Annotated in this window: 21 protein-coding genes and 1 riboswitch; of the genes, 15 read left to right on the top strand and 6 right to left on the bottom strand. The window is 62.0% G+C overall.

Annotated elements, in window-relative coordinates:
• Nucleotides 1-64: 64 nt before the first annotated feature.
• A riboswitch (TPP riboswitch) is annotated at nucleotides 65-170 on the top strand.
• A 146-nt stretch (nucleotides 171-316) separates the two neighbouring features.
• Both thiC and cytX read left to right on the top strand, forming a co-directional pair.
• The gene (gene thiC, locus CAF79_RS26475; protein ID WP_085701041.1) at nucleotides 317-2,206 is read left to right on the top strand and encodes a phosphomethylpyrimidine synthase ThiC; all 1,890 of its coding nucleotides are present in this window, start codon (nucleotides 317-319) and stop codon (nucleotides 2,204-2,206) included.
• Between the two features lie 140 nt (nucleotides 2,207-2,346).
• Nucleotides 2,347-3,639: a putative hydroxymethylpyrimidine transporter CytX gene (cytX, locus tag CAF79_RS26470; protein WP_085701040.1), complete on the top strand. Its 1,293-nt coding sequence runs from the start codon at nucleotides 2,347-2,349 to the stop codon at nucleotides 3,637-3,639.
• Here the strand turns inward: cytX and CAF79_RS26465 are convergent.
• Nucleotides 3,608-4,354 carry an RsiV family protein gene (locus tag CAF79_RS26465; protein ID WP_085701039.1) on the bottom strand — a complete coding sequence of 249 codons (747 nt, stop codon included), beginning with the start codon at nucleotides 4,352-4,354 and terminating at the stop codon, nucleotides 3,608-3,610. The two genes, cytX and CAF79_RS26465, sit on opposite strands and share 32 nt — an antisense overlap.
• Before the next feature lie 228 nt (nucleotides 4,355-4,582).
• On the opposite strand from CAF79_RS26465, the gene CAF79_RS26460 reads away from it, so the two are divergent.
• From CAF79_RS26460 to CAF79_RS26420, 9 genes are all read left to right on the top strand, one after another.
• A complete protein-coding gene (locus tag CAF79_RS26460) occupies nucleotides 4,583-5,200 on the top strand; it encodes an NUDIX domain-containing protein (protein WP_085701038.1) in 618 nt (205 codons plus the stop codon).
• Nucleotides 5,191-5,643 carry a DUF1249 domain-containing protein gene (locus CAF79_RS26455; RefSeq protein WP_085701037.1) on the top strand — a complete coding sequence of 151 codons (453 nt, stop codon included), beginning with the start codon at nucleotides 5,191-5,193 and terminating at the stop codon, nucleotides 5,641-5,643. Before CAF79_RS26460 ends, CAF79_RS26455 begins: the two co-directional genes overlap by 10 nt.
• A gap of 105 nt (nucleotides 5,644-5,748) precedes the next feature.
• Nucleotides 5,749-6,564, top strand: a complete 816-nt coding sequence (gene cpdA / locus CAF79_RS26450) for a 3',5'-cyclic-AMP phosphodiesterase (RefSeq protein WP_085701036.1) — start codon at nucleotides 5,749-5,751, stop codon at nucleotides 6,562-6,564.
• A gap of 96 nt (nucleotides 6,565-6,660) precedes the next feature.
• Entirely contained in the window at nucleotides 6,661-7,269 is a 609-nt protein-coding gene (locus tag CAF79_RS26445) for a YqiA/YcfP family alpha/beta fold hydrolase (protein WP_085701035.1), read from the top strand.
• A 42-nt stretch (nucleotides 7,270-7,311) separates the two neighbouring features.
• Entirely contained in the window at nucleotides 7,312-9,219 is a 1,908-nt protein-coding gene (gene parE / locus CAF79_RS26440) for a DNA topoisomerase IV subunit B (protein WP_085701034.1), read from the top strand.
• Nucleotides 9,219-10,208, top strand: a complete 990-nt coding sequence (locus CAF79_RS26435) for an esterase-like activity of phytase family protein (RefSeq protein ID WP_085685234.1) — start codon at nucleotides 9,219-9,221, stop codon at nucleotides 10,206-10,208. The genes parE and CAF79_RS26435 overlap by 1 nt, the downstream gene beginning before the upstream one ends.
• Nucleotides 10,205-10,729 (top strand): TIGR02281 family clan AA aspartic protease, encoded by a 525-nt coding sequence (locus tag CAF79_RS26430; RefSeq protein WP_085701033.1) that lies wholly within the window; start codon nucleotides 10,205-10,207, stop codon nucleotides 10,727-10,729. Before CAF79_RS26435 ends, CAF79_RS26430 begins: the two co-directional genes overlap by 4 nt.
• A gap of 7 nt (nucleotides 10,730-10,736) precedes the next feature.
• On the top strand, nucleotides 10,737-13,001 hold the full coding sequence (gene parC / locus CAF79_RS26425) for a DNA topoisomerase IV subunit A (protein ID WP_085701032.1): 2,265 nt from the start codon (nucleotides 10,737-10,739) through the stop codon (nucleotides 12,999-13,001).
• 231 nt (nucleotides 13,002-13,232) lie between these two features.
• Complete coding sequence (locus CAF79_RS26420) at nucleotides 13,233-13,943, top strand: membrane integrity-associated transporter subunit PqiC (protein WP_085701031.1); 711 nt, start codon at nucleotides 13,233-13,235, stop codon at nucleotides 13,941-13,943.
• 225 nt (nucleotides 13,944-14,168) lie between these two features.
• Here the strand turns inward: CAF79_RS26420 and CAF79_RS26415 are convergent, their stop codons facing one another.
• Entirely contained in the window at nucleotides 14,169-15,674 is a 1,506-nt protein-coding gene (locus tag CAF79_RS26415; protein WP_085701030.1) for an AhpA/YtjB family protein, read from the bottom strand.
• A gap of 134 nt (nucleotides 15,675-15,808) precedes the next feature.
• Here CAF79_RS26415 and serB point away from each other — a divergent pair, with 134 nt between their 5' ends.
• A complete protein-coding gene (serB, locus tag CAF79_RS26410) occupies nucleotides 15,809-17,023 on the top strand; it encodes a phosphoserine phosphatase SerB (RefSeq protein ID WP_085701029.1) in 1,215 nt (404 codons plus the stop codon).
• A gap of 39 nt (nucleotides 17,024-17,062) precedes the next feature.
• On the opposite strand, the gene CAF79_RS26405 is transcribed toward serB, so the two are convergent.
• Nucleotides 17,063-18,817, bottom strand: coding sequence for a molecular chaperone (locus CAF79_RS26405; RefSeq protein WP_085701028.1), 1,755 nt, complete (start codon nucleotides 18,815-18,817; stop codon nucleotides 17,063-17,065).
• Between the two features lie 31 nt (nucleotides 18,818-18,848).
• Here CAF79_RS26405 and CAF79_RS29575 point away from each other — a divergent pair, with 31 nt between their 5' ends.
• A complete protein-coding gene (locus CAF79_RS29575; RefSeq protein WP_256579508.1) occupies nucleotides 18,849-19,097 on the top strand; it encodes a hypothetical protein in 249 nt (82 codons plus the stop codon).
• A gap of 60 nt (nucleotides 19,098-19,157) precedes the next feature.
• On the opposite strand, the gene asd is transcribed toward CAF79_RS29575, so the two are convergent.
• Genes asd through CAF79_RS26385 form a run of 3 tightly spaced genes read right to left on the bottom strand, consistent with a single transcriptional unit; the run spans nucleotide 19,158 to nucleotide 22,430 of the window.
• On the bottom strand, nucleotides 19,158-20,018 hold the full coding sequence (gene asd / locus CAF79_RS26395; RefSeq protein ID WP_085701027.1) for an archaetidylserine decarboxylase: 861 nt from the start codon (nucleotides 20,016-20,018) through the stop codon (nucleotides 19,158-19,160).
• A gap of 18 nt (nucleotides 20,019-20,036) precedes the next feature.
• Nucleotides 20,037-20,852, bottom strand: coding sequence for a rhodanese-like domain-containing protein (locus CAF79_RS26390; RefSeq protein ID WP_085701026.1), 816 nt, complete (start codon nucleotides 20,850-20,852; stop codon nucleotides 20,037-20,039).
• Nucleotides 20,853-20,891: 39 nt separating this feature from the next.
• Complete coding sequence (locus CAF79_RS26385) at nucleotides 20,892-22,430, bottom strand: HDOD domain-containing protein (protein ID WP_085701025.1); 1,539 nt, start codon at nucleotides 22,428-22,430, stop codon at nucleotides 20,892-20,894.
• A gap of 167 nt (nucleotides 22,431-22,597) precedes the next feature.
• Here CAF79_RS26385 and motA point away from each other — a divergent pair, with 167 nt between their 5' ends.
• Together motA and motB are read left to right on the top strand one after the other, a co-directional pair.
• On the top strand, nucleotides 22,598-23,449 hold the full coding sequence (motA, locus tag CAF79_RS26380) for a flagellar motor stator protein MotA (protein WP_085685206.1): 852 nt from the start codon (nucleotides 22,598-22,600) through the stop codon (nucleotides 23,447-23,449).
• Nucleotides 23,450-23,452: 3 nt separating this feature from the next.
• On the top strand, nucleotides 23,453-24,532 hold the full coding sequence (gene motB, locus CAF79_RS26375; protein WP_085701024.1) for a flagellar motor protein MotB: 1,080 nt from the start codon (nucleotides 23,453-23,455) through the stop codon (nucleotides 24,530-24,532).
• Nucleotides 24,533-24,770: the final 238 nt, after the last annotated feature.

Genomic DNA, 24,770 nt, shown 5'->3' with positions numbered 1-24,770 from the left:
GCGCCATTCATCATGGTGTTTGCAGCGGTGTTGGCGTTCTTTGCCGGTTGTGTCTAGACTGGCCGGGTTCTTGTCGGGGTGCCTTGCTATGAGGCTGAGATCGAATAATTTCGGATCCCGTTGAACCTGATCAGGTTAGCGCCTGCGTAGGGAACAAGATTTCTCGTCACCCGGCGAGTCCTCTTGTGCTTCGTCCGGGAAATTGTTCGACAATCGAACGCTCGACGACGAGGCACAGCACCAGTCCTGGTGCGTCCGTGCCTTTCAGGTTCTGCTCCGACAATCCACTGCCTGGATGCTGTCTGGAGAGCCCGTGATGACTACAAAATCTAAAAACGCGATCAACCTGAGTGACTCGGCCAAGGTCGATGAACAGTCGGTTCAACCGTTCACCCGTTCGCAAAAAGTCTACGTTCAGGGCTCCCGCCCGGACATCCGCGTGCCGATGCGCGAAATCACCCTCGATGTGACCCCCACCGACTTCGGCGGCGAAATCAACGCGCCGGTCACCGTCTACGACACCTCGGGCCCGTACACCGACCCGAACGTGGTGATCGATGTGCGCAAAGGTCTGGGTGACGTGCGTTCGGCATGGATCGACGACCGTGGCGACACCGAGCGCCTGCCGGGCCTTAGCTCGAATTTCGGTCAGGAGCGCCTGGCCGATCCGGAACTGACCAAGCTGCGTTTCGCCCACGTCAACAACCCGCGCCGCGCCAAGGCCGGGGCCAACGTCAGCCAGATGCACTACGCGCGCAAAGGCATCATCACCGCCGAGATGGAATACGTCGCCATCCGCGAAAACATGAAACTGCAAGAGGCCCGCGCTGCCGGTCTGCTGAATCAGCAGCACGCCGGCCACAGCTTCGGCGCGAGCATCCCGAAAGAAATCACTCCTGAATTCGTGCGCGAAGAAATCGCCCGTGGCCGCGCGATCATTCCGGCCAACATCAACCACGTCGAACTGGAACCGATGATCATCGGCCGTAACTTCCTGGTGAAGATCAACGGCAACATCGGCAACAGCGCGCTGGGTTCGTCCATCGAAGAAGAAGTGGCGAAACTGACCTGGGGCATTCGCTGGGGCTCGGACACCGTGATGGACTTGTCCACCGGCAAGCACATCCACGAAACCCGCGAGTGGATCATCCGCAACTCGCCGGTTCCGATCGGCACCGTACCGATCTATCAGGCGCTGGAAAAGGTCAATGGCGTGGCCGAAGACCTGACCTGGGAGCTGTTTCGCGACACGCTGATCGAGCAGGCGGAGCAGGGCGTCGACTACTTCACCATCCACGCCGGCGTGCTGCTGCGCTACGTGCCGCTGACCGCCAAACGGGTGACCGGCATCGTTTCCCGTGGCGGCTCGATCATGGCCAAGTGGTGCCTGGCGCACCACAAAGAGAACTTCCTCTACACCCACTTCGAGGAAATCTGCGAAATCATGAAGGCCTACGACGTCAGCTTCTCGCTGGGCGACGGCCTGCGTCCGGGCTCGATTGCCGACGCCAACGACGAAGCGCAGTTCGGCGAACTGGAAACCCTCGGCGAGCTGACCAAAATCGCCTGGAAGCACGACGTGCAATGCATGATCGAAGGCCCGGGCCACGTGCCGATGCAGTTGATCAAAGAGAACATGGACAAGCAGCTGGAGTGCTGCGACGAGGCGCCGTTCTACACCCTCGGTCCGCTGACCACCGACATCGCACCGGGTTACGACCACATCACTTCCGGCATCGGTGCGGCGATGATCGGCTGGTTCGGTTGCGCGATGCTCTGCTACGTGACGCCGAAGGAACACCTGGGCTTGCCGAACAAGGATGACGTGAAGACCGGGATCATCACCTACAAGATCGCCGCTCACGCAGCGGACCTGGCCAAGGGGCATCCGGGCGCACAGATCCGCGACAACGCCTTGAGCAAGGCGCGTTTCGAATTCCGTTGGGAAGACCAGTTCAACCTCGGTCTGGATCCGGACACCGCCCGCTCGTATCACGATGAAACCCTGCCGAAGGATTCGGCGAAGGTCGCACATTTCTGTTCGATGTGCGGGCCGAAATTCTGCTCGATGAAGATCACTCAGGAAGTCCGCGAATACGCGGCCAACCAGCGGATCGACGCGGTCGACGTGGATGTCGCCCAGGGCCTGGCGGAACAGGCCGAGCGGTTCAAGAAGGAAGGCAGTCAGCTGTACAAGAAGGTTTGATCTGACCTGAAAGGGTGGGGCCTGTAATGGCCCCTTCGCGAGCAAGCTCGCTCCCACATTTGAATGCATTCCAAAGTGGGGGCGAGCTTGCTCGCGAATACGGTCGACACAACAACAAATGTCCCTCTGAGATAACACCCTTGAGCATTCAACCCGGTACTTATTCCCCCGACCTCGCCGTGCCCGCCAGCCAGCGTGTATTCGGCGGTCGCGATCTGTTTTCCCTGTGGTTCTCCCTCGGCATCGGCCTGATGGTCTTGCAGACCGGTGCACTGCTGGCGCCGGGGCTGGGCCTGTCGGGAGCGCTGCTGGCGATTTTCCTCGGCACCCTGGTCGGCGTCTTGTTGCTGGCCGCCGTTGGCGTGATCGGCAGCGACACCGGCCTGTCGTCGATGGCCGCGCTGAAACTCAGCCTCGGCAGCAAAGGCGCGAGCCTGCCGGCGCTGCTCAACCTGCTGCAACTGATCGGTTGGGGTTCTTTCGAAATCATCGTCATGCGCGATGCGGCCAGCCTGCTCGGCACTCGTGCATTCAGCGAAGGTTCGCTGTGGGCCAGTCCGATGTTGTGGACCCTGTGCTTCGGTGCGCTGGCGACGTTGCTGGCGGTCAGCGGGCCGTTGACGTTCGTGCGCAAGATCCTGCGCAAGTGGGGCATCTGGCTGATTCTGGGCGCGTGCATCTGGCTGACCTGGAACCTGTTTGCCAAGGCCGATCTCGCCGCCTTGTGGGCACAGGCCGGGGATGGCTCGATGCCGCTCGCCGTGGGCTTCGATATCGCCATCGCGATGCCGCTGTCGTGGCTGCCGCTGATCGCCGACTACTCGCGCTTCGGTCAGCGGGCGAAGAATGTATTCGGCGGCACGGCGATCGGTTTCTTCATCGGCAATTTCTGGCTGATGAGCCTGGGCGTGGCCTACACCCTGGCCTTTGCGCCGAGCGGTGAGGTCAACGCGCTGCTGCTGGCGCTGGCTGGCGCAGGTCTGGGCATTCCGCTGTTGCTGATTCTGCTGGATGAGTCGGAAAACGCTTTCGCCGACATTCACTCGGCGGCGGTTTCCAGCGGGATTCTGTTGCGTCTGAAAGTCGAGCATCTGGCGTTGGCCATCGGTGTGATCTGCACCCTGATCGCCTTGCTCGCGCCATTGGCGCAATACCAGAATTTCCTGTTGCTGATCGGTTCGGTGTTCGCACCGCTGTTCGGCGTGGTGCTGGTGGATCACTTCATCCTGCGTAAGCGCAGTGCCCAGGTGGCATCGGCCGCGTTGCGCTGGCCGGCACTATTGGCCTGGCTGGGTGGCATCAGCACCTATCACTTGCTGGCCAACCTGTATCCGGATGTCGGCGCTACCCTGCCGGCGCTGGTGCTGGCAGGGCTGCTGCAACTCGTGCTCGGCCGGGCTTTCAGTTACGGCCGGGAAACAGCTCGGGCTTGAGAATGCCATTCAGGCGCGGGTAAGGGATTTTCAGTTCGACGTGGCCCAGCGCATAAGGCGCGATGGTGGTCACGTCGTACTTGAGGATCACGCCGCCGTAGGTCAGCGCCACGTTAGGGGTTTTGACGAACGGCCAGCTCTTCACGAACTCCGGTTCCTGATCGAGCTTGGTGCTGATCAGCCAGCTGTTGTGGGCCACTTGCGCGGCTTTCCAGAACGCTTCTTCCTGACCCGGCAGCAACATGTCCGCCAGGGTCAGCACCTTGTGCTGCTGACGCGAATAGTTGATGAAACCACGTCCCGGCGTACCGTGGGCACCGCCGGTGTCCAGGTAGCTCGACGTTTCGATGATCACCAGACCGTCATGCTGCTCGCGTACTTTCGCCTGCAAATAGCTGCTGTTGCGCGGGCCGGCGTTGGCCAGGAATTGCTCGCGATACGCTGCCAGCGTCGGCGCCACCGGGGCGTTCGGTGCGGTGCGGGTCATTTGCAGCAGGCGTTTTTCGATGATGCCGTCCAGCGCCGGTTCTGCCGGAAAGCGCAACGTATCGATGTTCACCAGCGGGCAGTCCGGGTTGGAGCAACCGGGTTTCAGCGTTTCCGAGGCGTCGCGGGTGGTTTCCAGCGGCGTGCGGTAGTTGGGCTGGAACAGGCTGGCGCACGCGCCCAGGGTCAGGGCGATGGCGGCCACGGAGGCAATTTTGAAAAGCGACATGGGCGTCCTTTCTGAAGCAGGGGAAGGCAAAAAGTTACCGCTTCGACTCTCAACGAAGCGGTCAGTTCGCCACTAAGCTAATTAGAGTGGGTTTCGCCTTCACCGTCCATCCCGCTGACAGTAAAGGGGCTGCATCAAATGTCACGGGCGCGTTAGGATGGCGCGAAGTCGAGGTCGCCATTAGCAAGACGAACCTCGTATTGGAATCTGCAGTAGACGAGGATGCCCATGACCGATTTTGCCAATGCCATTCCAACCGCCGTCGATATCGTGCAGCGGGTGCAATGCTACGAGGGCTTCTACAAGCTCGATCGCGTGCATTTGCGCCATGAACTGTTCGCCGGTGGCATGAGCCGCGAAATCAATCGTGAAGTGTTCGTGCGCCATGATGCCGTGTGCATGCTGCCCTACGATCCGCAGCGCGATGAAGTGGTGCTGATCGAGCAGTTTCGTGTCGGCGCCATGGGCAAGGCCGACAACCCGTGGCTGGTGGAACTGGTCGCCGGTCTGATCGACAAGGATGAACAGCCGGAAGAAGTTGCTCACCGCGAAGCGCAGGAGGAAGCTGGGCTGGACATCAAGGCCCTGTGGCCAATGACCAAATACTTTCCATCGCCGGGCGGCAGCAACGAATTCGTGCATCTGTACCTGGGGCGTTGCAGCACGGAAGGCGCAGGCGGCCTGCATGGTCTGGAGGAAGAAGCCGAAGATATCCGCGTCACGGTCTGGGCTTTCGAAGATGCCTTGCAGGCTGTACGCGACGGACAGATTGCCAATGCGGCGAGCATCATCGCCTTGCAGTGGCTGGCGCTCAACCGCGCCGAAGTGAGGGGGCTATGGTCGTAAACAAGTTGCGCGATCGCTACCGCGTCGACCTCGTGGGACTGCAAGCCGCCTGCGAGGCCAACTACGCGCGCCTCATGCGACTGTTGCCGGACATGCGCAACGACCCGCAGGCCCGGCGCATTGCCGTGACCCAGGGCGACCAGATGCTCGGCGTTCTGACGCTCGAGGTGCTGCAGACCTGTCCGTACACCACGACCCTGCAAGTGCGCCAGGAACACAGCCTGCCGTGGCTGCCGGTGCCGCAACTGGAAGTGCAGGTCTATCACGACGCGCGCATGGCCGAGGTGATCAGCGCCGAGCATGCGCGACGTTTTCGCGGCGTCTATCCTTACCCGAATGCGGCGATGCATCAGCCGGACGAAAAGGCCCAGCTCAATCTGTTCCTGGGCGAATGGCTGAGTCACTGCCTGGCGTGCGGACACGAATACGCGGCGGTCCGATAACCACCGCAAGTTGTGAACTGCGTCCGTTTCGCCGGTTTCTCTTTACGCTGTCCCCCCGCATAATTGCCGCACCTATCCAGTCCCGCGATCCCGGGGGAGAACGCCTTGCCGAGCGTATCGACTTTGACCACCGCCGACACGGCGTTGCTGGTGCAGCTCTCTGACAGTCATCTGTTCGCCGAGGCGGACAGAACGCTGCTGGGCATGAATACCCGCGAGAGTCTGCAGAAAGTCATCGAGTTGGTGCTCGAACAGCAATCGCGGATCGACCTGATCGTTGCCAGTGGCGACTTGTCCCAGGACGGCACGCTGGAGTCCTATCAGCAATTCCGCCAGATGACGGCGCAGATCGATGCGCCGGCCCGCTGGATCCCCGGCAACCACGATGAACCCCAGATCATGGCTCAGGCGACGGTCAAGAGTGCGTTGCTGGAGTCCGTGGTGGATGTCGGCAACTGGCGCGTGACCCTGCTCGATTCGGCGGTGCCCGGATCGGTGCCGGGGTATCTGCAGGACGACCAACTGCAATTGCTCGCCAGCTCCCTGAGCGAAGCGCCGGATCGCCATCATCTGGTGTGCTTGCACCACCATCCGGTGTCGATCGGTTGCGCCTGGATGGAGCCGATCGGCTTGCGCAATCCGGAAGCGTTTTTCGAAGTGCTCGACCGTTTCCCGCAGGCCCGCGCCGTGCTGTGGGGGCATGTCCATCAGGAAATCGACCGCGAACGCAACGGCGTAAGGCTGATCGCCTCGCCGTCGACCTGCATCCAGTTCGAGCCGGGCAGCGAAGATTTCAAGGTTGGCGAACAGGCGCCGGGGTATCGCTGGTTGCGATTGCTGCCGGACGGGCGGATCGAGACTGGTGTGGAGCGTGTCACTGATTTCCGGTTCACTGTCGATTACGGCTCCGACGGTTACTGATTGACGGGCACAGCGCTGTTTTCCTCGGGTGCTGGCCCAACACCCCTCGACTCCCTGTAAACTCCGCTATCTTCAGCCGACGCCCAGGGAGCTCAAATGTCCGGTTCGATTCTCTATATCCATGGTTTCAACAGCGCGCCGGCTTCGAAAAAGGCCTGTCAGCTGGTCGAGGTGATGGAGCGGCTGGGTTTGAGCGATCAACTGCGTGTCCCCGCGCTGCATCACCACCCGCGCGAAGCCATCGGTCAGCTGGAACAGGCAATTGCCGAACTCGGCCGGCCGTTGCTGGTGGGAAGTTCGCTCGGCGGCTACTATGCGACTCACCTGGCCGAGCGCCATGGCCTGAAAGCCCTGCTGGTCAACCCGGCCGTCAGTCCGCACCGGATGTTCGACGGATACCTGGGCACCCAGAAAAACCTGTACACCGACGAGACCTGGGAACTGACCCACGACTACGTGACGGCCCTGGCCGAGCTGGAAGTGCCGGCGCCACAGGATCCGCAGCGTTATCAGGTATGGTTGCAGACCGGCGATGAAACACTGGATTATCGCCTTGCCCAGCAGTATTACCGGGCCTGTGCCTTGCGCATCCAGGCTGGCGGCGACCACAGTTTCCAGGGATTTGTTACACAATTGCCGGCATTGCTCAGCTTTGCCGGGATTGGCGCCGATATCTATCAGGCAGTCGATTTCACCGCACTGTGAAGTCTTGCCCCATTTTCATTGAATCACTGACGACGAGACCCTATGGCCACTCCCAGCGCTAGCTCCTATAACGCCGACGCCATCGAAGTCCTCTCGGGCCTCGACCCGGTGCGCAAGCGCCCCGGCATGTACACCGACACCAGTCGGCCGAACCACCTTGCCCAGGAAGTCATCGACAACAGTGTCGACGAAGCCCTGGCCGGCCACGCCAAATCGATCCAGGTCATCCTCCACGCCGACCATTCGCTGGAAGTCTGCGACGACGGCCGTGGCATGCCGGTCGACATTCACCCGGAAGAGGGCGTGTCGGGCGTCGAACTGATCCTCACCAAGCTCCATGCGGGCGGCAAGTTTTCCAACAAGAACTACCAGTTCTCCGGCGGTCTGCACGGGGTGGGTATTTCCGTGGTCAACGCCTTGTCGACCCAGGTGCGGGTGCGGGTCAAACGTGACGGCAACGAATACGAAATGACCTTCGCCGATGGCTTCAAGGCCACCGATCTGCAAGTCATCGGCACCGTTGGCAAGCGCAATACCGGGACCAGCGTGTACTTCGCGCCGGACCCGAAATACTTCGATTCGCCGAAATTCTCCATCAGCCGCCTCAAGCACGTGCTCAAGGCCAAGGCCGTTCTCTGCCCGGGGCTGCTGATCAGCTTCGAAGACAAAGGCACCGGCGAAAAGGTCGAGTGGCACTACGAAGACGGCCTGCGCTCCTATCTGGTGGATGCGGTCAGCGAATTCGAGCGTCTGCCGGACGCGCCGTTCTGCGGCAACCTGGCGGGCGCCAAGGAAGCGGTCGAGTGGGCCCTGCTGTGGCTGCCTGAAGGCGGTACTTCGGTCACCGAAAGCTACGTCAACCTGATTCCGACGGAGCAGGGCGGTACCCACGTCAACGGTCTGCGTCAGGGGCTGCTCGATGCGATGCGCGAGTTCTGCGAATTCCGCAGCCTGCTGCCGCGTGGCGTCAAACTGGCCCCGGAGGACGTCTGGGAACGCATCGCTTTCGTCCTGTCGATGAAGATGCAGGAACCGCAATTCTCCGGCCAGACCAAGGAACGTCTGTCGTCACGTGAAGCGGCGGCATTTGTCTCCGGCGTGGTCAAGGATGCGTTCAGCCTGTGGCTCAACGCCAACCCGGAAACCGGTCTGGCGCTGGCAGAACTGGCGATCAGCAACGCCGGCCGTCGTCTGAAGGCCAGCAAGAAAGTCGAGCGCAAGCGCATCACCCAGGGACCGGCACTGCCGGGCAAACTGGCCGATTGCGCGGGGCAGGACCCGATGCGTTCCGAGCTGTTCCTGGTGGAAGGTGATTCCGCCGGCGGTTCGGCCAAGCAAGCGCGGGACAAGGAATTCCAGGCGATCCTGCCGTTGCGCGGCAAGATCCTCAACACCTGGGAAGTCGACGGCAGCGAAGTGCTGGCCAGCCAGGAAGTGCACAACATCGCCGTGGCCATCGGTGTCGATCCGGGCGCCGAGGACATGAGCCAGCTGCGCTACGGCAAGATCTGCATCCTCGCTGACGCCGACTCCGACGGTCTGCACATCGCGACCTTGCTCTGCGCCTTGTTCGTCCAGCATTTCCGCCCGCTGGTGGACGCTGGTCACGTCTACGTCGCGATGCCGCCGCTGTACCGCATCGACCTGGGCAAAGAAATCTACTACGCCCTCGACGAGGCCGAGCGCGACGGGATCCTCGACCGTCTGGTGGCCGAGAAGAAACGCGGCAAGCCGCAGGTCACCCGATTCAAGGGTCTGGGTGAAATGAACCCGCCGCAACTGCGTGAAACCACCATGGACCCGAACACTCGGCGCCTGGTGCAGTTGACCCTCGGGGACGACTTCGCCCAGACCTCGGAAATAATGGACATGCTGCTGGCGAAGAAACGCGCCGGCGACCGCAAGACCTGGCTCGAATCCAAGGGCAACCTCGCCGAGGTTCTGGCCTGATGCGGTTTGGCTGGGCCTTGGCGGGTGCGTTGCTGCTGGGTTCGATGACGGTGTCGGCAGAGCCTGCGCAAGAGCTGCGCGTGCTCGCCGAGCACCCGGTCGAAGGCATGCGCGGCGGCAACCTGTCGGGGCTGGCCTTGTGTGGCAATGATCTGTGGACCGTTTCGGATCGCGACGATGACCAGATCTACCGTCTCGATATCCGCGACCGGGTCTGGCAGGCCACGGCCGTGCGCATCGATCCGCCGAAAGTGCCGGACAGCGGCTTGCCGTGGGGCATCAGCTCGCGCACCTGGGCGGCTTCGTTCATTCGGGGCGGCGATCTGGATTTCGAAGGCATCACCTGCGACAGCGCCGGCAACCGCTACATTGTCAGCGAAGCCCACGCAGCGGTGCTGCAAGTGCCGCCTCAGGGGCCGTCGTCGTGGCTGAAAATCTCGCCGATGATGGTCCGCGAGGCGCGGGCCAGCGGGATGTTGCTGCAGTTCAACGCGATATTCGAAGGCCTGGCGATCAATCCGGCGGGCGATCAGATGTGGCTGGCTGCGGAGCGGCAAAGCCGTGGCTTGCTGATGATCAAGCGTCAGCAGACGGTGTGGGATTGTGACGGGCGCTGCGTGCTGCTCAGCGAGGGCGGGATGGAAATGCAACCGCCGCAGTTCCCGAAAGCCCGCCCGGTCAATCGGGATTTTTCCGACGTGTCCCTGTTCAACGGCAAACTGTTTACCCTTGAGCGCAACGCGTACCAGATCTGTCGTCGCGATGCGCTGACGGCCAAGGTCGAGCTTTGCTGGTCGTATGCGGCCGAGTTGTTGCAGGCCAATCGTCGTTATTCGCAGAACTTCGGGCTGGAAGAGGCGCTTGTGGTCGATGCTCAAGGTGCCTGGATCGGCGTCGACAACAATTTTGGTCCCCGGGCCGATGGCGAGGTCCGCCCGATCATCTGGCGATTCGCCGCGCCCGAGGGTGGCTGGAGCGCCAAGCCATGAGCCAGCAACCGCCGGGCAGGCGCGCCGGTCGGGTGTTGATGATTCTGGCCTGGTGCGCGGCGCTGTTTCTGGCCACGCGGTTCTTCGGCCAGTGGGAAGAGCGCCAGCGCAATCCCAATGTGGAAGTGGCTTCGCAGCAGGGTAACGGCTTTATCGAAGTGAAACTGATCGGCAACGCCCAGGGACATTTTGTCGCCAGCGGCCTGATCAACGGTCGGCCGGTGGAGTTCATGCTCGACACTGGCGCGACCGACGTGGCAATCCCGGCCGAAGTGGCGAAAAACCTTCGGCTGGAAGAAGGTTTCGGTGTGACCCTGAGCACGGCCAATGGCCTGAGCCAGGGCTATCGCACCCGGATCGACCGCCTGCAACTGGGCGACATCGTGCTGCGGGATGTCCGCGCACTGGTGGCGCCCGGCCTGCATGGCGATCAGGTGCTGCTCGGCATGAGCGCCCTGAACAAACTTGAATTTACTCAGCGCGGCGGCACCATGCTGCTGCGCCAGACAACGAACCGATGAGGCCCGCATGAGCGACAACCTTGCAGACAGCTTAGATGGCGTAGAACGCCGGTCGCTGGCTGACTTCACCGAAAATGCCTACCTCAACTACTCCATGTACGTGATCATGGACCGTGCCTTGCCGCATATCGGCGACGGTCTGAAACCGGTACAGCGGCGTATCGTCTACGCCATGAGCGAGCTGGGGCTGGATGCCGATTCCAAGCACAAGAAGTCGGCGCGTACCGTCGGCGACGTGCTCGGCAAGTTCCACCCCCACGGCGACTCGGCGTGCTACGAAGCGATGGTGCTGATGGCCCAGCCGTTCAGCTATCGCTACACGCTGGTGGACGGCCAGGGTAACTGGGGTGCGCCGGACGATCCGAAATCCTTCGCCGCCATGCGTTACACCGAAGCGCGGCTGTCACGTTATTCCGAAGTGCTGCTCAGCGAACTGGGCCAGGGCACCGCAGACTGGGGCCCGAACTTCGACGGCACCCTGCAGGAACCGCTGGTGTTGCCGGCACGTTTGCCGAACATCCTGCTCAACGGCACCACCGGTATCGCCGTGGGCATGGCCACCGATGTGCCGCCGCACAACCTGCGCGAAGTCGCCACCGCGTGCGTGCGCCTGCTCGACGAGCCGAAAGCCACGGTCGAACAGCTTTGCGAACACATCCAGGGCCCGGACTACCCGACCGAAGCGGAAATCATCACTCCGCGCGCCGACCTGCTGAAAATGTACGAAACCGGCAAGGGCTCGGTGCGCATGCGCGCCGTGTACCACGTCGAGGACGGCGACATCATCATCACCGCGCTGCCGCACCAGGTCTCCGGGGCCAAAGTGCTGGAGCAGATCGCCGCGCTGATGCAGGCCAAGCCGTCGAAAGCACCGCAGATCGCCGACCTGCGCGATGAATCCGATCACGAGAACCCGTGCCGCATCGTGATCATCCCGGTCAACAGCCGTGTCGATCACGAAGCGTTGATGCAGCACCTGTTCGCCAGCACCGAGCTGGAGTCGACGTATCGGGTCAATGTCAACATCATCGGTCTGGACGGCAAGCCGCAGCTGAAAAACCTCCGTGCGTTGCTGGTGGAGTGGCTGGAATTCCGCGTGCTGACCGTGCGTCGCCGGCTGCAATTCCGCCTCGACAAGGTCGAGCGCCGCCTGCACCTGTTGGACGGTTTGCTGATTGCCTACCTCAATCTGGATGAAGTGATTCACATCATCCGCACCGAGGATCAGCCGAAAGCCAAACTGATCGAGCGTTTTGCCCTCAGCGAAATCCAGGCCGATTACATCCTCGATACCCGTCTGCGTCAGTTGGCGCGACTGGAAGAGATGAAGCTGCGCGACGAGCAGGATGAACTGCTCAAGGAACAAGCCAAGCTGCAAGCGCTGCTGAGCAGTGAAGCCAAGCTGAAGAAGCTGGTTCGCAGTGAGCTGCTGAAAGACGCCGAAACCTACGGCGATGACCGTCGGTCGCCAATCGTCGAGCGCGCTGAAGCCAAGGCGCTGACCGAGCACGATCTGCTGCCGAACGAGAAGGTCACCGTCGTGCTGTCGGAAAAAGGCTGGATCCGTTCGGCCAAGGGCCACGATATCGACGCCACCGGCCTGTCGTACAAGGCTGGCGACGGCTTCAAGACCTCGGCAGCGGGACGTTCGAACCAGTCGGCCGTGGTCATCGACTCCACGGGCCGCAGTTACTCGCTAGCCACCCATACCCTGCCATCGGCACGAGGCCAGGGCGAGCCGTTGACCGGCCGTCTGACGCCGCCGCCGGGCGCAACGTTCGAATGTGTGCTGATGCCGGAAGAGGACTCGCTGTACGTGATCGCCTCTGACGCCGGCTACGGTTTCGTGGTGAAAGGTGAAGACCTGCAGGCCAAGAACAAGGCCGGCAAGGCGCTGTTGAGCCTGCCGAACAACGCCAAGGTGATCGCGCCGCGTCCGGTGGCCGACCGCGAGCACAACTGGCTGGCCTCGGTAACGACCGAGGGTCGCCTGCTGATCTTCAAGATCAGCGACCTGCCACAATTAGGGAAGGGCAAAGGCAACAAGATCATCGGTATTTCCGGTGAGCGTGTGGCCAGTCGCGAAGAATATGTCACGGACATCGCCGTTCTTCCGGAAGGCGCCACCTTGGTGCTGCAGGCCGGAAAACGTACCTTGTCGCTGAAGGCCGACGACCTCGAACACTACAAAGGTGAGCGTGGTCGCCGTGGTAACAAACTGCCACGTGGCTTCCAGCGGGTGGATGCGCTGCTCGTCGAAAACCTCAATTAAGCGGCCAGGGGGCGTTCGTACTGATTTCTCCGGCGGAGAAAATGAGTGAGAACGCCTCTCTAGAGCGTCCGATCTTCGATTTAACCCGTAGATCGGCGCTTTGGCGCTGGAGTCGGAACGCATATTCACGGATGATATGGCCTTTCCAAGCGCCGGCGTGGCCGAGCGTTCTTCATATTTGCTGAGTATTTTCACTGTGGTCAGCCTTGTGGCGGCCACCTGGACGGGATGATGACTTCTCTGCGCCCCCTTATTTTCCTGCTCGCCGGCGTTCTTGGCCTGGCGGGTTGCAGCGTTCACCAGCCGGTGTCGCTGTATCAGCTGGACAGCGGAAGTCCGGCTCAGCCTGCGCAAAGCTCAGGCATGGCAGTTCTGCTGGGTCCTGTAATCGTTGCCGATTACCTGCAGCGGGAAACCCTGTTGCAGCGTCAACCGGACGGCAGCCTGCAAGCCTCGGTCGATGGTCGCTGGGCTGGTAGCCTTTCGTCGGATATCGATCAATTGCTGCTGCGTCAGGTTGCCGGTCGTCTGGACAGCCAGCGGGTGGTACTGGCACCGGCGACCACCGGCTTCACGCCCGATGTTCAAGTGTTGTTGACCATCACTCGTCTGGACTCCGGCGCAAAACAGCCGGCGATTCTTGACGCGCAGTGGCGACTGCTCGACCGTCGTGGCCAGGTGCGTGACAACCGCATCGTCCACTTGCAAGAACTGCACAGTGGCAGCACGGCTTCCCAGGTTCAGGCGCAAGGCATTCTGCTGCAGCGTCTGGCCGAGCAACTGTCGGTCGCGCTCAAGCCGTTGGCCAACCAGCCACCGGTTGCCGAAGCGCCACGCAAACCGGCACCGAAGCCGGCAGCACCGGCGGCGGAAGCCGAGAAGCAGCCGAAGATCCCGATGGCTTCGCCGATTCGTACCGATATGGAAGTGTTCCGCTTTTAAGGCTGGAACGAGTCAGGACAAAGCCCGCCTTGTGCGGGCTTTGTTGTGTCTGGGCTCTGAGTGGACGATCAAAAGCCCCTCACCCGAACCCTCCCGAAACGTCGGACCGCTTGGAGGGAGAGGGTAGGGTGAGGGGCTGTCGAGAGTGCATAAAAAATCCAGAACGCCACACACAAAAAAGCCCGCAGACGAGTGATCATCTGCGGGCTTCTTTACATCAAGGCCTCAGGCCCGACGCTCATGCATCCGCGCCAGTTGCCGCTCGAGCATCGACGGATATGGCTCCATCAAACGCTCCACGCAGCAGGCGCCTTCAGGGCTGGCAATCGGCCGGATCCGCGCACGCTGACGGATCAGCGCGTCGTCACCGATCTTGCGCTCCACCAGCAGCAGGTTGCGGCTGTGTTGCGACAGCGCCAGGGCGTCTTGAGCGCTGTCGGTCAACAGCAGGTCAATCTGGCTCAGACCGAACAGTTCGTCACCAAGAGTCAGGCCCAGCTGCAATTGCAGGGTGATGCCGCTGTCGGCGACTTCGATCTGCAACTGGTGGCCCAGCGCCCGCAGCAGCTCGCCGCAGCAGATGGCGTTGGTCAGGTAATCGTCGCCGCTGTCTTCGGTGTGGAACAGCATCAGCGTGCTGCCATCGTTCAGGGTTTCGATTTCGCCCTGATACAGCGAAGCGGCCTGTTCCAGACAGTCGCGATAGCGATCCTGCAACTCTTCCAGGCGCGCACGCGGCAAGCGGCGCAGTTGTTCCTGCGAGCCCAGTTGCACCGCCAGCACCGCCGTATGTTGCGGCACGCTCGGGTTCGGTCGGCGCACGGCCGGTTGTGCGGTTTCGCTCAGCGACTCGTCACGCAGGTCGGCGAACGGATCTTCGTCATCGTCGTCTTCAACGGTGCTGACCACATGGCGTGGGGCAGGCTTGTGCGCGGCCATCGGGCGGCTTTCGTCGAAACTCGGATCACGCAGGTTGCGCACTTCGAATTCCGGCTCGTCGTCGAACTCGGGTTCCGGTTCGGGCTCCGGTTCGGCCGGCTCCGGGGCATAGCTGGCGTGTAACTGGCGGGCAAGATCGCCGATCTCGTCCTGACGCTCGATTCCCGGCGTGTATTCGTCGATCCGCCGCAGCCACACGCGCAGTTGCAGCAGCGGCGTGGAGAGGTGCCGGCCCAGACGCAGGCTCAGGGCCAGGGACAGTGCCAGCAGAATCGCACTCAGGATGCCCATGCTTTGCAGGCTGATGGTCATCGGCTGCTGGAACTGATCCATGTCCAGGCTGATGCGCAGTTGCCCGGCGGTCACGTCCTGAAAGGTGATCTTGCTCTCGTACATGCCCTCGGCTTCGCCCAGCAGGCCGTGCTTGGGCCGCTGACCGGACTCGGCGAGGATGCGGTTGTCCACGCTGTAGATGGCGGCGTGGGCCACCAGCTTGTTCTTGGTCAGGTTGTTGAGCAGCACGTTGAGGCTGAGGATGTCGTTGGACACCAGCAGCTCGGTCGCGGAGGTGGCGGTCTGCGTGGTCAGGCTTTCGCCCAGCGCATCGGCCTGCTCGTGCATGGCCTGCTTGAACTGCAGGCCCATCACGCAGGCATAGATCACCAGGGCCAGGGCGACCAGGATCACGTTATGGCTGGCAATGCGCAATGCAATCGGTACACGGCGGTGGCGCAGTGCACGGAAGATCAGCAGAAAGAAGTTATCGGTTTTAACTGGCGTGGGCCGGTTCACTGAGCTCGGCTCTTTTGTCCGTGAAGTTGACGCGCAGTATAGCGACAGGCCCTAGACCGGCAAAGCGCTGGCGGTGCCCGATGGTCACTGAAAGTGGGTAGAATGCGGTTTTTTTCCAGTTGCGGGGGTGCGCGTTGCGCGAAATCGTCCTGATTAACATCACGGGAGTCGACCGTCCGGGTCTGACGGCGGCCATTACCGGTGTACTGGCGCAGGGTGGTGTGAATATCCTCGACATCGGTCAGGCGGTGATCCACGACATGCTGTCGTTCGGCATCCTGGTGGAAATTCCCGACTCCTTGCAAGGCAAGTCGGTGCTCAAGGACATCCTGTTCAAGGGCTATGAGCTCGACCAGCAGGTGCGCTTCACCCCGGTATCCGAAGAGGATTACCAGCAATGGGTGGGCAATCAGGGCAAGAAACGCCACATCGTTACCCTGCTGACCCGCAAGGTCACCGCCGGCCAGTTGCAGGCCGTGAGCTCGATCACCGCCAAATACGGCCTGAACATCGACCATATCGACCGTCTGTCGGGTCGCATGCCATTGGACACTCCGGCGGACAAGGGCAAGGGTTGCATCGAGTTTTCCGTGCGCGGCGAAGCGGCCGACCCGCAGGCCTTGCGCGCCGAATTCCTCAGCGTGGCCCAGGAGCTGAACGTCGACATCGCCTTCCAGGAAGATTCGCTGTTCCGTCGCAACCGTCGTCTGGCGGTGTTCGACATGGACTCGACCCTGATCGAAGCCGAAGTCATCGACGAGCTGGCCAAAGCCGCCGGCGTCGGCGACCAGGTTTCGGCAATCACCGAGCGGGCGATGGCCGGCGAGCTGGATTTCCGCGCCAGCTTCAAGGAGCGTCTGGCATTGCTCAAGGGCCTGGATGTCAGCGTGCTGGATTCGATCGGCGCCTCCCTGCGCCTGACCGAAGGCGCCGAAACCCTGTTCGCCGAACTCAAGCGCCTGGGTTACAAGACCGCGATCCTGTCGGGCGGCTTCACCTACTTCGCCAAGCAACTGCAGGCCAAACTAGGCATCGACTACGTGTTCGCCAATGAACTGGAAGTGGTCGACGGCAAGTGCACCGGCGTGGCCATCGAGCCGATCGTCGATGCCCAGCGCAAGGCCGATCTGCTGAAGCAGCTGGCTGAAAAAGAAGGTTTGCGCCTGGAGCAGACCATCGCCGTGGGTGACGGCGCCAACGACCTGCCGATGCTGGCCATCGCCGGTCTGGGCGTGGCGTTCCGCGCCAAGCCGCTGGTCAAGCAGTCGGCGAAGCAGGCGATCTCGACCCTCGGTCTGGATGGCGTGCTGTACCTGCTGGGTTTCCGGGATCGCGACGGGCAGCTCTGACCCGGGCACGGGATCGCAGCCCTCGGTTGCGATCCTGGCTCAAAGGGATTTCCACAACGAGTCGAAATCCTCTTCGCCCCCGCCATTCTGCGCGCCCTCCAGCGAGCGATAGGCAAACTGATTGAAACTGTGAGTGCTGGCCACCCGCCGATCCAGTCCGGCGCGGTGCTCTTCGCCCTGGGTGTTGATCAGCACTTTATTGCCCTCCTGAAACGGCAGTCGCGGCGCCAGTAGCGTCGCCGGCAAGTCGATTGCGCTGATCTCCGGCAACAGCAAACCGCGCAGATACTGGCTGTGATCATCCCGCGAACGCACCAGTTGCAACCCGCATGGCCGGGCATGCGGAGCTACCAGTTCGATGCCCATTTGCGTGCCGGCGCCGCGCACCTGGCGGATCCAGCGCACCACGGCAATGCTCCAGCCCTGATTGAGGCTGTCCTGAATCCCGACCATTTCCCCGGCCTGCAATTCGGCCGGTACGTCCTTTGGCCAGGCCAGGCAATAACCACCGGGGCTGTGATTGATGACGGGCAAGGCGTAGGTCGGGTAATGCGGCGGGCTGTCAGTGTCGCCTTCATCGTCGATCAGTGGTTCATAGCGGATTTCCTCGTAGGGCAACAATTCATCGGACGTGCTCTGCGGCGCGGCATCGAAGGCTTGGCTCCAGCTGTCCTTTTCGCCCTGAACCACCGCGCGGCTGAAATTCGCCGCACGGGCGCCGGGGTGCTTGAGCAGTTCGCTGAAGGTGCGTTCGCCGCCGAGGTAGAAGTGCAGGGCGCTCATGCCGACGCATACGGTCAGGTTGCCCTGGCCGACGGTGCGCTGGAAGCTGCGTTCGGCGGCTTCGCCCCAGGTAGCGTGCAAATGTTGCAGGGTGTCGAGGGTCAGACCGGCCGGTACGGGCAGCGGCGTGGTCGCATCCTGATGCAGCAGGTGGGCTTCGATGGCATTCACCAGCGGTTGCGGATCGAAGCCGAGCAGGAGGGCCTGTTGCTCGCTGCGAAACTGGGAGCGGTAACGCGGGCCGGCGTCGATCTCGGCCGAAACCGCGAACAGCCCCTCGCCCTGATTGGCGGGGTGCAGTTTCAGCCAGGCACTCCACGGTTCCACTACTTGGGCCAGGCGTGCGATCTGGTTCTGTCGCAATTGATTACAACGGGCGCTGCCCAGCAACAGGGCGGCGAGGTAGGTCTGCTCGACGCTCAACTCGCCGGTCAGGCTGGCAAGGTCGTCGCGCACCCGGCGATGTTGCAGTTGCAGCTCGCAGGCGCAGCGAAACAATTGATGCAACTCGAACCACAGCTGTTCCGGCGCGGCGCTGTACAGCTGCGTGGCTCGAACCAGTTGCGCTTTCAGTGCATGAGCCGCGCGTTGCAGCGCTTCGCTCACCAGGGCTGCGCGATCCCGCGAGTACTTGGGCGCGATCCGCAGAATGATTTGTTTGTAACCGATGGCCAGTTGGCTTTGCAGGGCCTGGCATAGATTGCTGATCTTGCGCGAGCGCTCATCGAGCATGATCGCCTGATGCAGAAAGTGCCGCTCCAGGTGCTGGCAGACGAAATAAACCTCGGGCCGCAACAGTTCCAGCAGATGCAGGCGGTTGTCGCTGGGCGTCAGCAGTTGATTGAGTTCGCCGAGGCCTTGATACAGCAGACGCGCGGTTTCGCCGATGTTGGCCTTGGGCAGGTTGGCGATCCAGCGTTTGAGGTCGCGCGGGGTGGCTTCACAGAAGGACAGGCGCAACTGCGTGGGCGTCGGGGCGCTCAGTTGGGGTCGTGATCGTGGCTCACTCATGCCGTGGCAAGCTCCGGCGGCGAATAGGGCAATGCCAAAAACTCTAGCAGTTGTGGCCTGTTTCGCAGGCGATTGTCAGGCTTTTTTACCGCTGGCCTGCTGGCCTGGTGCCATTTTCGGCAGGCACTACCAGGCTTGTGGCAAGTGGGTGATCGGCGGGCGGGATAACCAGAACGTTATCGCGTTGAACGTCACGTCCAGTGACGGAGGGAACAACCTCGGCGGCAGCCATACCTGCGCCAACGAAGGGCCGATCGGCTTCCGTGGGCAAATGGAGTAACGACGCCACTCAGGCTGTGTCCGCCCCTTCGCAGACGTGTGAAAGGGCGGATCAACGGATTCAGGCGTTGGACAGTGCCAGGGCCTGACCCATCTGTACCGGCGAGCCGGCCTTGATTTCTTCAACCCATTTCACCTGATCCGGCCCGAACAGCACGATCGCGGTCGAACCCAGCTTGAAGCGCCCCAGTTCTGCACCTTTTTCCAGATGGATTGGCGCACGGGCAGCTTCGTCGTAGCGGAAGGTTTTCAGTTCGCGCTTCGGTGGCGTGACCAGACCGGCCCACACGGTTTCGATCGAGGCCACGATCATCGCGCCCACCAGCACCACGGCCATAGGCCCGCGCTCGGTGTCGAAGATGCACGCCACGCGTTCGTTGCGGGCGAACAGCTCAGGGACGTTTTCCGCGGTGGTCTGGTTGACCGAGAAGATCCGGCCCGGGATGTAGACCATTTCGCGCAGAGTGCCGGCCAGCGGCATGTGCACGCGGTGGTAGTCCTTCGGCGACAGGTAAACAGTCGCGAATTCACCCCCCATGAACGGCGCAGCATTCGCCGCATCGCCACCCAGCAGCTCCAGCACGCTGAAGCTGTGGCCCTTGGCCTGGAAGATGCGGCCGTGCTCGATCGGGCCGAGCTGGCTGATCGCGCCGTCGGCCGGGCTGAGGATCGCGCCCGGGGTCTGGTCCAGCGGACGTGCGCCGTCTTTCAGGGCACGGGTGAAGAAGGCGTTGAAGTGCTCGTAAGCGGTTACGTCTTCAACCAGCGCCTGGGACATGTCCACTTGATAACGCTTGGCGAACCAGGTGGTGAAGGCATTTTTGAACCAGCGCACACGGCACTCGGCGACGCAGCCGGCCAGGCGCGACAGCAGGTGATGCGGCAGCAGGTACTGGCTGATGATAAACAAACGCTCTTTCATGACTGTCCTTAAAAATCCTTAAAGCTCGACGGGGGTATCGGGGTGGTTGCCCCATTCGCCCCAGGAACCGGCGTAGCCCTTGACCCGCGGATAACCGAGGGCCTTGGCCACCAGATAAGTGAAACCGGACCGGTGATGGGTCTGGCAGTGGGTAATGATTTCTTTGTCCTTGGTGATCCCGAGGTTTTCCAGGATCTGCGGCATGTCGGTACGGATGCGCAACTGGCGCGCCTGATCCATGCCCGCCGTCCATTCGAAATTGACCGCGCCGGGGATGTGTCCACCCTTGGCCGCGAGGACTTTCTCGCCGGAGTATTCCAGCGGCCCGCGGGCGTCCCAGATCGCCAGGTCGGCAGCGCCGAGACGGCTTTGCAGGTATTCGCGGGTGGCGGTCGGTTCCTCGTGCAGGGTCAGGGCAACCGGGCCGCCCGCCGCCGGAGGAATCTGGATCGACATCGGCGAACCTTCCGCCAGCCACGCCGGCAGACCGCCGTCGAGATAGTGGTATTTGTCGTGACCGATCACGTCGAGCAGCCAGATGAAACGCCCGGCCCAGCCGCCGCCTTCGTCGTCATAGACCACGTAGACCGCATCCTTGCGATGGCCGAGCTCACCGAACAGTTCTTCGAGTTTTTCTTTGCTCGGCAACAGGCCCGGAGCCGGCGCCTGACCCAGCTGAGTGCGTTTCGGATCGACAAAACGTGCGCCGGGAATATGTCCCTCGGCGTAGCGGGCGGCACTGGTCAGATCCACCAGAATCAGATAGCGGGATTCGAGGCGCGGCAGCAGGTCGCTCGGCTCGATCACCAGGGCCAGGCCAGAGAAATCAGACATGTGAGGTCTCCAGAGCACAAAGGGGGTGGATTGTAGCTGTCATTGGCCGCGCTGGCTAAAACTGTGCAGGGCTTTCTCGATGCACTGCGCGGTTTTGCCGAAGGCTTGTACGGTGATGTCGGCGAACGGCCCGCCACCCTGGTCGGCGACCACGATCATGATCACCCGGCCGTTGTTCACCAGCGAGCGCAGGAACAGATGCTCGCCACGAAACAGCGTGCGCAGTGAAGGTGGGAGCAGGGCGGAAAACTGGGCGTTGTTGTCTGGGGTGATCCGCACTTGCGCCTGCTGCGCGAGCAGGCGTTGCAGCACCGAACTCTGGCTGACGACGAAATTGAGCGCAGCGGCTTCCTTCGGCAACCCCGAGGTTTGATGGACGCGCAGATTAGCGTGGCTGCGGTCGGCCATCAGGATCATCACCCGGCGCATGCCGCTGGCGACCAGCGCGTCACGGGCGGCGACGGTCAGGCTCATGGCGTTGGTGAAACGGCTTGGCACGGCCAGCAGTTCGGCGCACTGCCGGCGCCACTGGGTCAGATCTTCAGCGGACGGCGCCGCCGCCGGGAGCATTCCGGCGGGCAGCCGACGGGTTCCCCATGGCCACAACAGCGAAACCGCCGGGTGCCACAGGTCCGGCATGGAATGAAGGCGAGCGCTGACGGCAGCCTGTTGGTGCAGCTGCTGTTGCACCTCGTCCATCGAGATTTGCAGGTAGAGGCTGGTCAGGTATTGCCAGCGCTCGCTGTGCGGACTGTCCCAGGCTTGTTGCGCCGAGAGGGCCAGGCCGTTGGCCAGCAACACGGTGTTGGCCGGTTGATTGAGCCAGCGGCGCAGGGTCGGATCGTCATCGAGGCGGTTTTGCTGGCGCAGCGGATGATCGACGTCGCGGGCAATGCGCAGGACCTTGACCAGTTCGCGCTGCTCGTTCAGCAGCAGTCGATAGCCTTGCTGCACCCAGATCGGCAGACGCCAGGCTTCCACCAGCGCTTCGCCGATTTTCAGCAGGCGCACACCGAACAGCTGCTTTTCCACGACGCGCGCTGATTCGCCTTTGTGGATAACCCGCACTTCCCACTCTTCAAGCAATTTGGGAAAGGTCAGCGCCAACGGCCAGAGCGGCGACAGAAACAGCAGGCTGCCCCAATGAATGTCCTGCCAAAGTCGCGCCAGGCGGCTGGCAAAAAAGCCGTTGGCCTGTTGCGTGGCGTGCTGGCTGATCATCTGCAGCTGGCGCAGGGCCTGGGGAATTTGCGCGGCAGGTTCGGCGGGCAGGCGCGCCAGCAGTTCCTCGGTGCGGCCAAGGCCGAGGCGATTGATCGCCACTTCAAGGTTTTCCGCCGGCGCGGTCATGTTGCCATGGGTGTGGCGGTTGGCTTCGCGGATGATGCTCAAGGCCAGCGCCGGGCTGTCCTGCATCAGGTCGGCGATGTCGCGCAGCGAGCGGCGGTCATCTCGAATCGCCCGGCAGACTCGGTCATGGGCGTCTTGCGGTACTGGCAGGCGAACGCTGTCGAGCAACTTCACCCAGCCATCGAGTGTGGTCGGTTTCACGTGTGGGACGTTCGTTTCATTAGCCATGTCTGGACGAGATCTTCACTGACTGTAGACGCGCCCGGCATGGGCTAAATTGGCTTTTCGCCTGAACTGGCTATAGTCTGGCGCAGTTTTGCCGATAAGTAGAAGAAGAGATTTTTTAACTTCCGAATATGACCTTGAACCCGACTTAAACAAGTACCTTTCTACCTATGGCTAAAATTATCGGCATCATCGTCGTATTCGCGAGCGTGCTCGGCGGATACGTGCTCTCCCACGGCAAGATTGCCGCCCTGATCCAGCCCTTCGAGGTGATGATCATCGGCGGTGCGGCACTCGGTGCATTCCTGCAGGCCAACCCCGGTTACATGACGATGCACGTGCTCAAGAAGTCCCTGAGCATGTTCAGTTCGCGTTTCAGCCACACGTTCTATCTGGAAGTGCTCGGCCTGATCTACGAGATCCTCAACAAGAGCCGCCGTGAAGGCATGATGGCCATCGAAGGCGACATCGAAGACGCCGCCGCGAGCCCGATTTTTGCCAAGTACCCGGCGGTACTGAAAGACGAACGCATGACCGCGTTCATCTGCGATTACCTGCGCATCATGTCCTCCGGCAACATGGCTCCCCACGAGCTGGAAGGCCTGTTCGACATGGAGCTTTACAGCCTGAAAGAAGAACTGGAGCACCCATCGCACGCCGTCAACGGCATTGCCGACGGCATGCCGGGTTTCGGTATCGTCGCGGCGGTACTGGGTATCGTGGTGACCATGGCGTCTCTGGGTGACGGCGATCAGAAGTCCATCGGTCTGCACGTAGGTGCGGCACTGGTCGGTACCTTCTTCGGTATCCTCGCGGCGTACGGCTTCTTCGGCCCGCTGGCGCACTCGCTGGCGCACGATGCCAAGGAAGAGCTGAACGTTTATGAAGCCATCAAGGCCTCGCTGGTGGCTTCGGCCTCCGGCATGCCGCCGTCGCTGGCTGTCGAATTCGGTCGCAAGGTTCTGTACCCGGCTCACCGTCCAAGCTTTGCCGAGCTGGAACAAGCCGTTCGCGGTCGTTAAGCCATGGAAAATAACCAGCCAATAATCGTCAAGCGCGTCAAGCGCATTGCCGGCGGGCATCACGGCGGGGCATGGAAGATTGCCTTCGCCGACTTCGCGACGGCGATGATGGCGTTCTTCCTGGTGTTGTGGCTGCTGTCCACCGCGACCCCGGAGCAGAAGATCGCCATCGCCGGTTACTTCAAGGACCCGGTCGGTTTTTCCGAGAGCGGTACGCCGTACATCATCGATCTGGGCGGCACGCCGACCCTGGCGCCGGAAAACACCCTCAACCCTGAAGTGAAGTCTCAGCCGCAACCGGACAAGGTCACGGTCGACACCGATCAGGTCGAAGGCATGGCCGAGCAGGTCGAGAAGGAACGCCTGGAGCTGCTGCTGCAAGAACTGCAGAACAAGGTCGACGAGAACCCGCAGTTGCAGAAATTCAAGGACCAGATCCTGTTCGAAATCACGCCGAACGGCTTGCGCATCCAGATCATGGACGCCGAGAACCGGCCGATGTTCGACTCCGGTTCTGCACGCCTGAAGCCATACTTCGAAGACATCCTGCTGGCCATGGCCGACACCATCAAAGCGGTGCCGAACAAAATCAGCATCAGCGGCCACACCGATGCCAAGCCTTACGTGGGCAACGGCGACTTCGGCAACTGGGAGCTTTCGGCCAACCGTGCCAACGCCGCGCGGCGGGCACTGGTGGCAGGCAGTTATCCGGACGCTCAAGTGGCTCGCGTGGTGGGTTACGCCTCGTCGGCGCTGTTTGACAAGGAGAACCCGTTCAACCCGGTCAACCGCCGCATCGACATCGTGGTGTTGACCAAAAAAGCCCAGGCGGCCATCGAAGGTGCGCAAGGTGCCGATACCGCAAAACCGGCAGACCAAGGTCAGAACGGCGGGGCTCCGGCCACCCCGGTCGACCCGAACGCCTTGCCGGCGGATCAGCAACCGGTGCCGGCCCACGAGTTGCGCGAACGGCTGAACCTGTTCGACGACCCGCTGCCGAAACCGACCGAACCGGGCAGCGCAGCGCCAGCCCCGGCACCTGCTGCACCGGCCACTGCACCGGCGCCCGCGCCGAAACAGTGATCCAAAAAAGCCGACAGTGATGTCGGCTTTTTTGTGCCCTGTGCCCTGCATTCAAGGAGCGTTGTTGAGCAGGGCATCGCGCATAAGCGACCTTTCCCACTCCATTTGAAGAAACTGCCTACATTACCCGCAAAGCGCTCTTGATAGCGTGCCCGCCAATTCTCGCGAGCACGAACCACGGACGGTTTGGACATCGCGCTCTTTTCCTCTTTGCTTAAGGATAAGCGTATGTTCCGGT

The organism is Pseudomonas sp. B26(2017) (genome assembly GCF_002113045.1).
Lineage (GTDB): Bacteria > Pseudomonadota > Gammaproteobacteria > Pseudomonadales > Pseudomonadaceae > Aquipseudomonas.
This window is presented reverse-complemented; position numbering and strand designations above follow the sequence as displayed.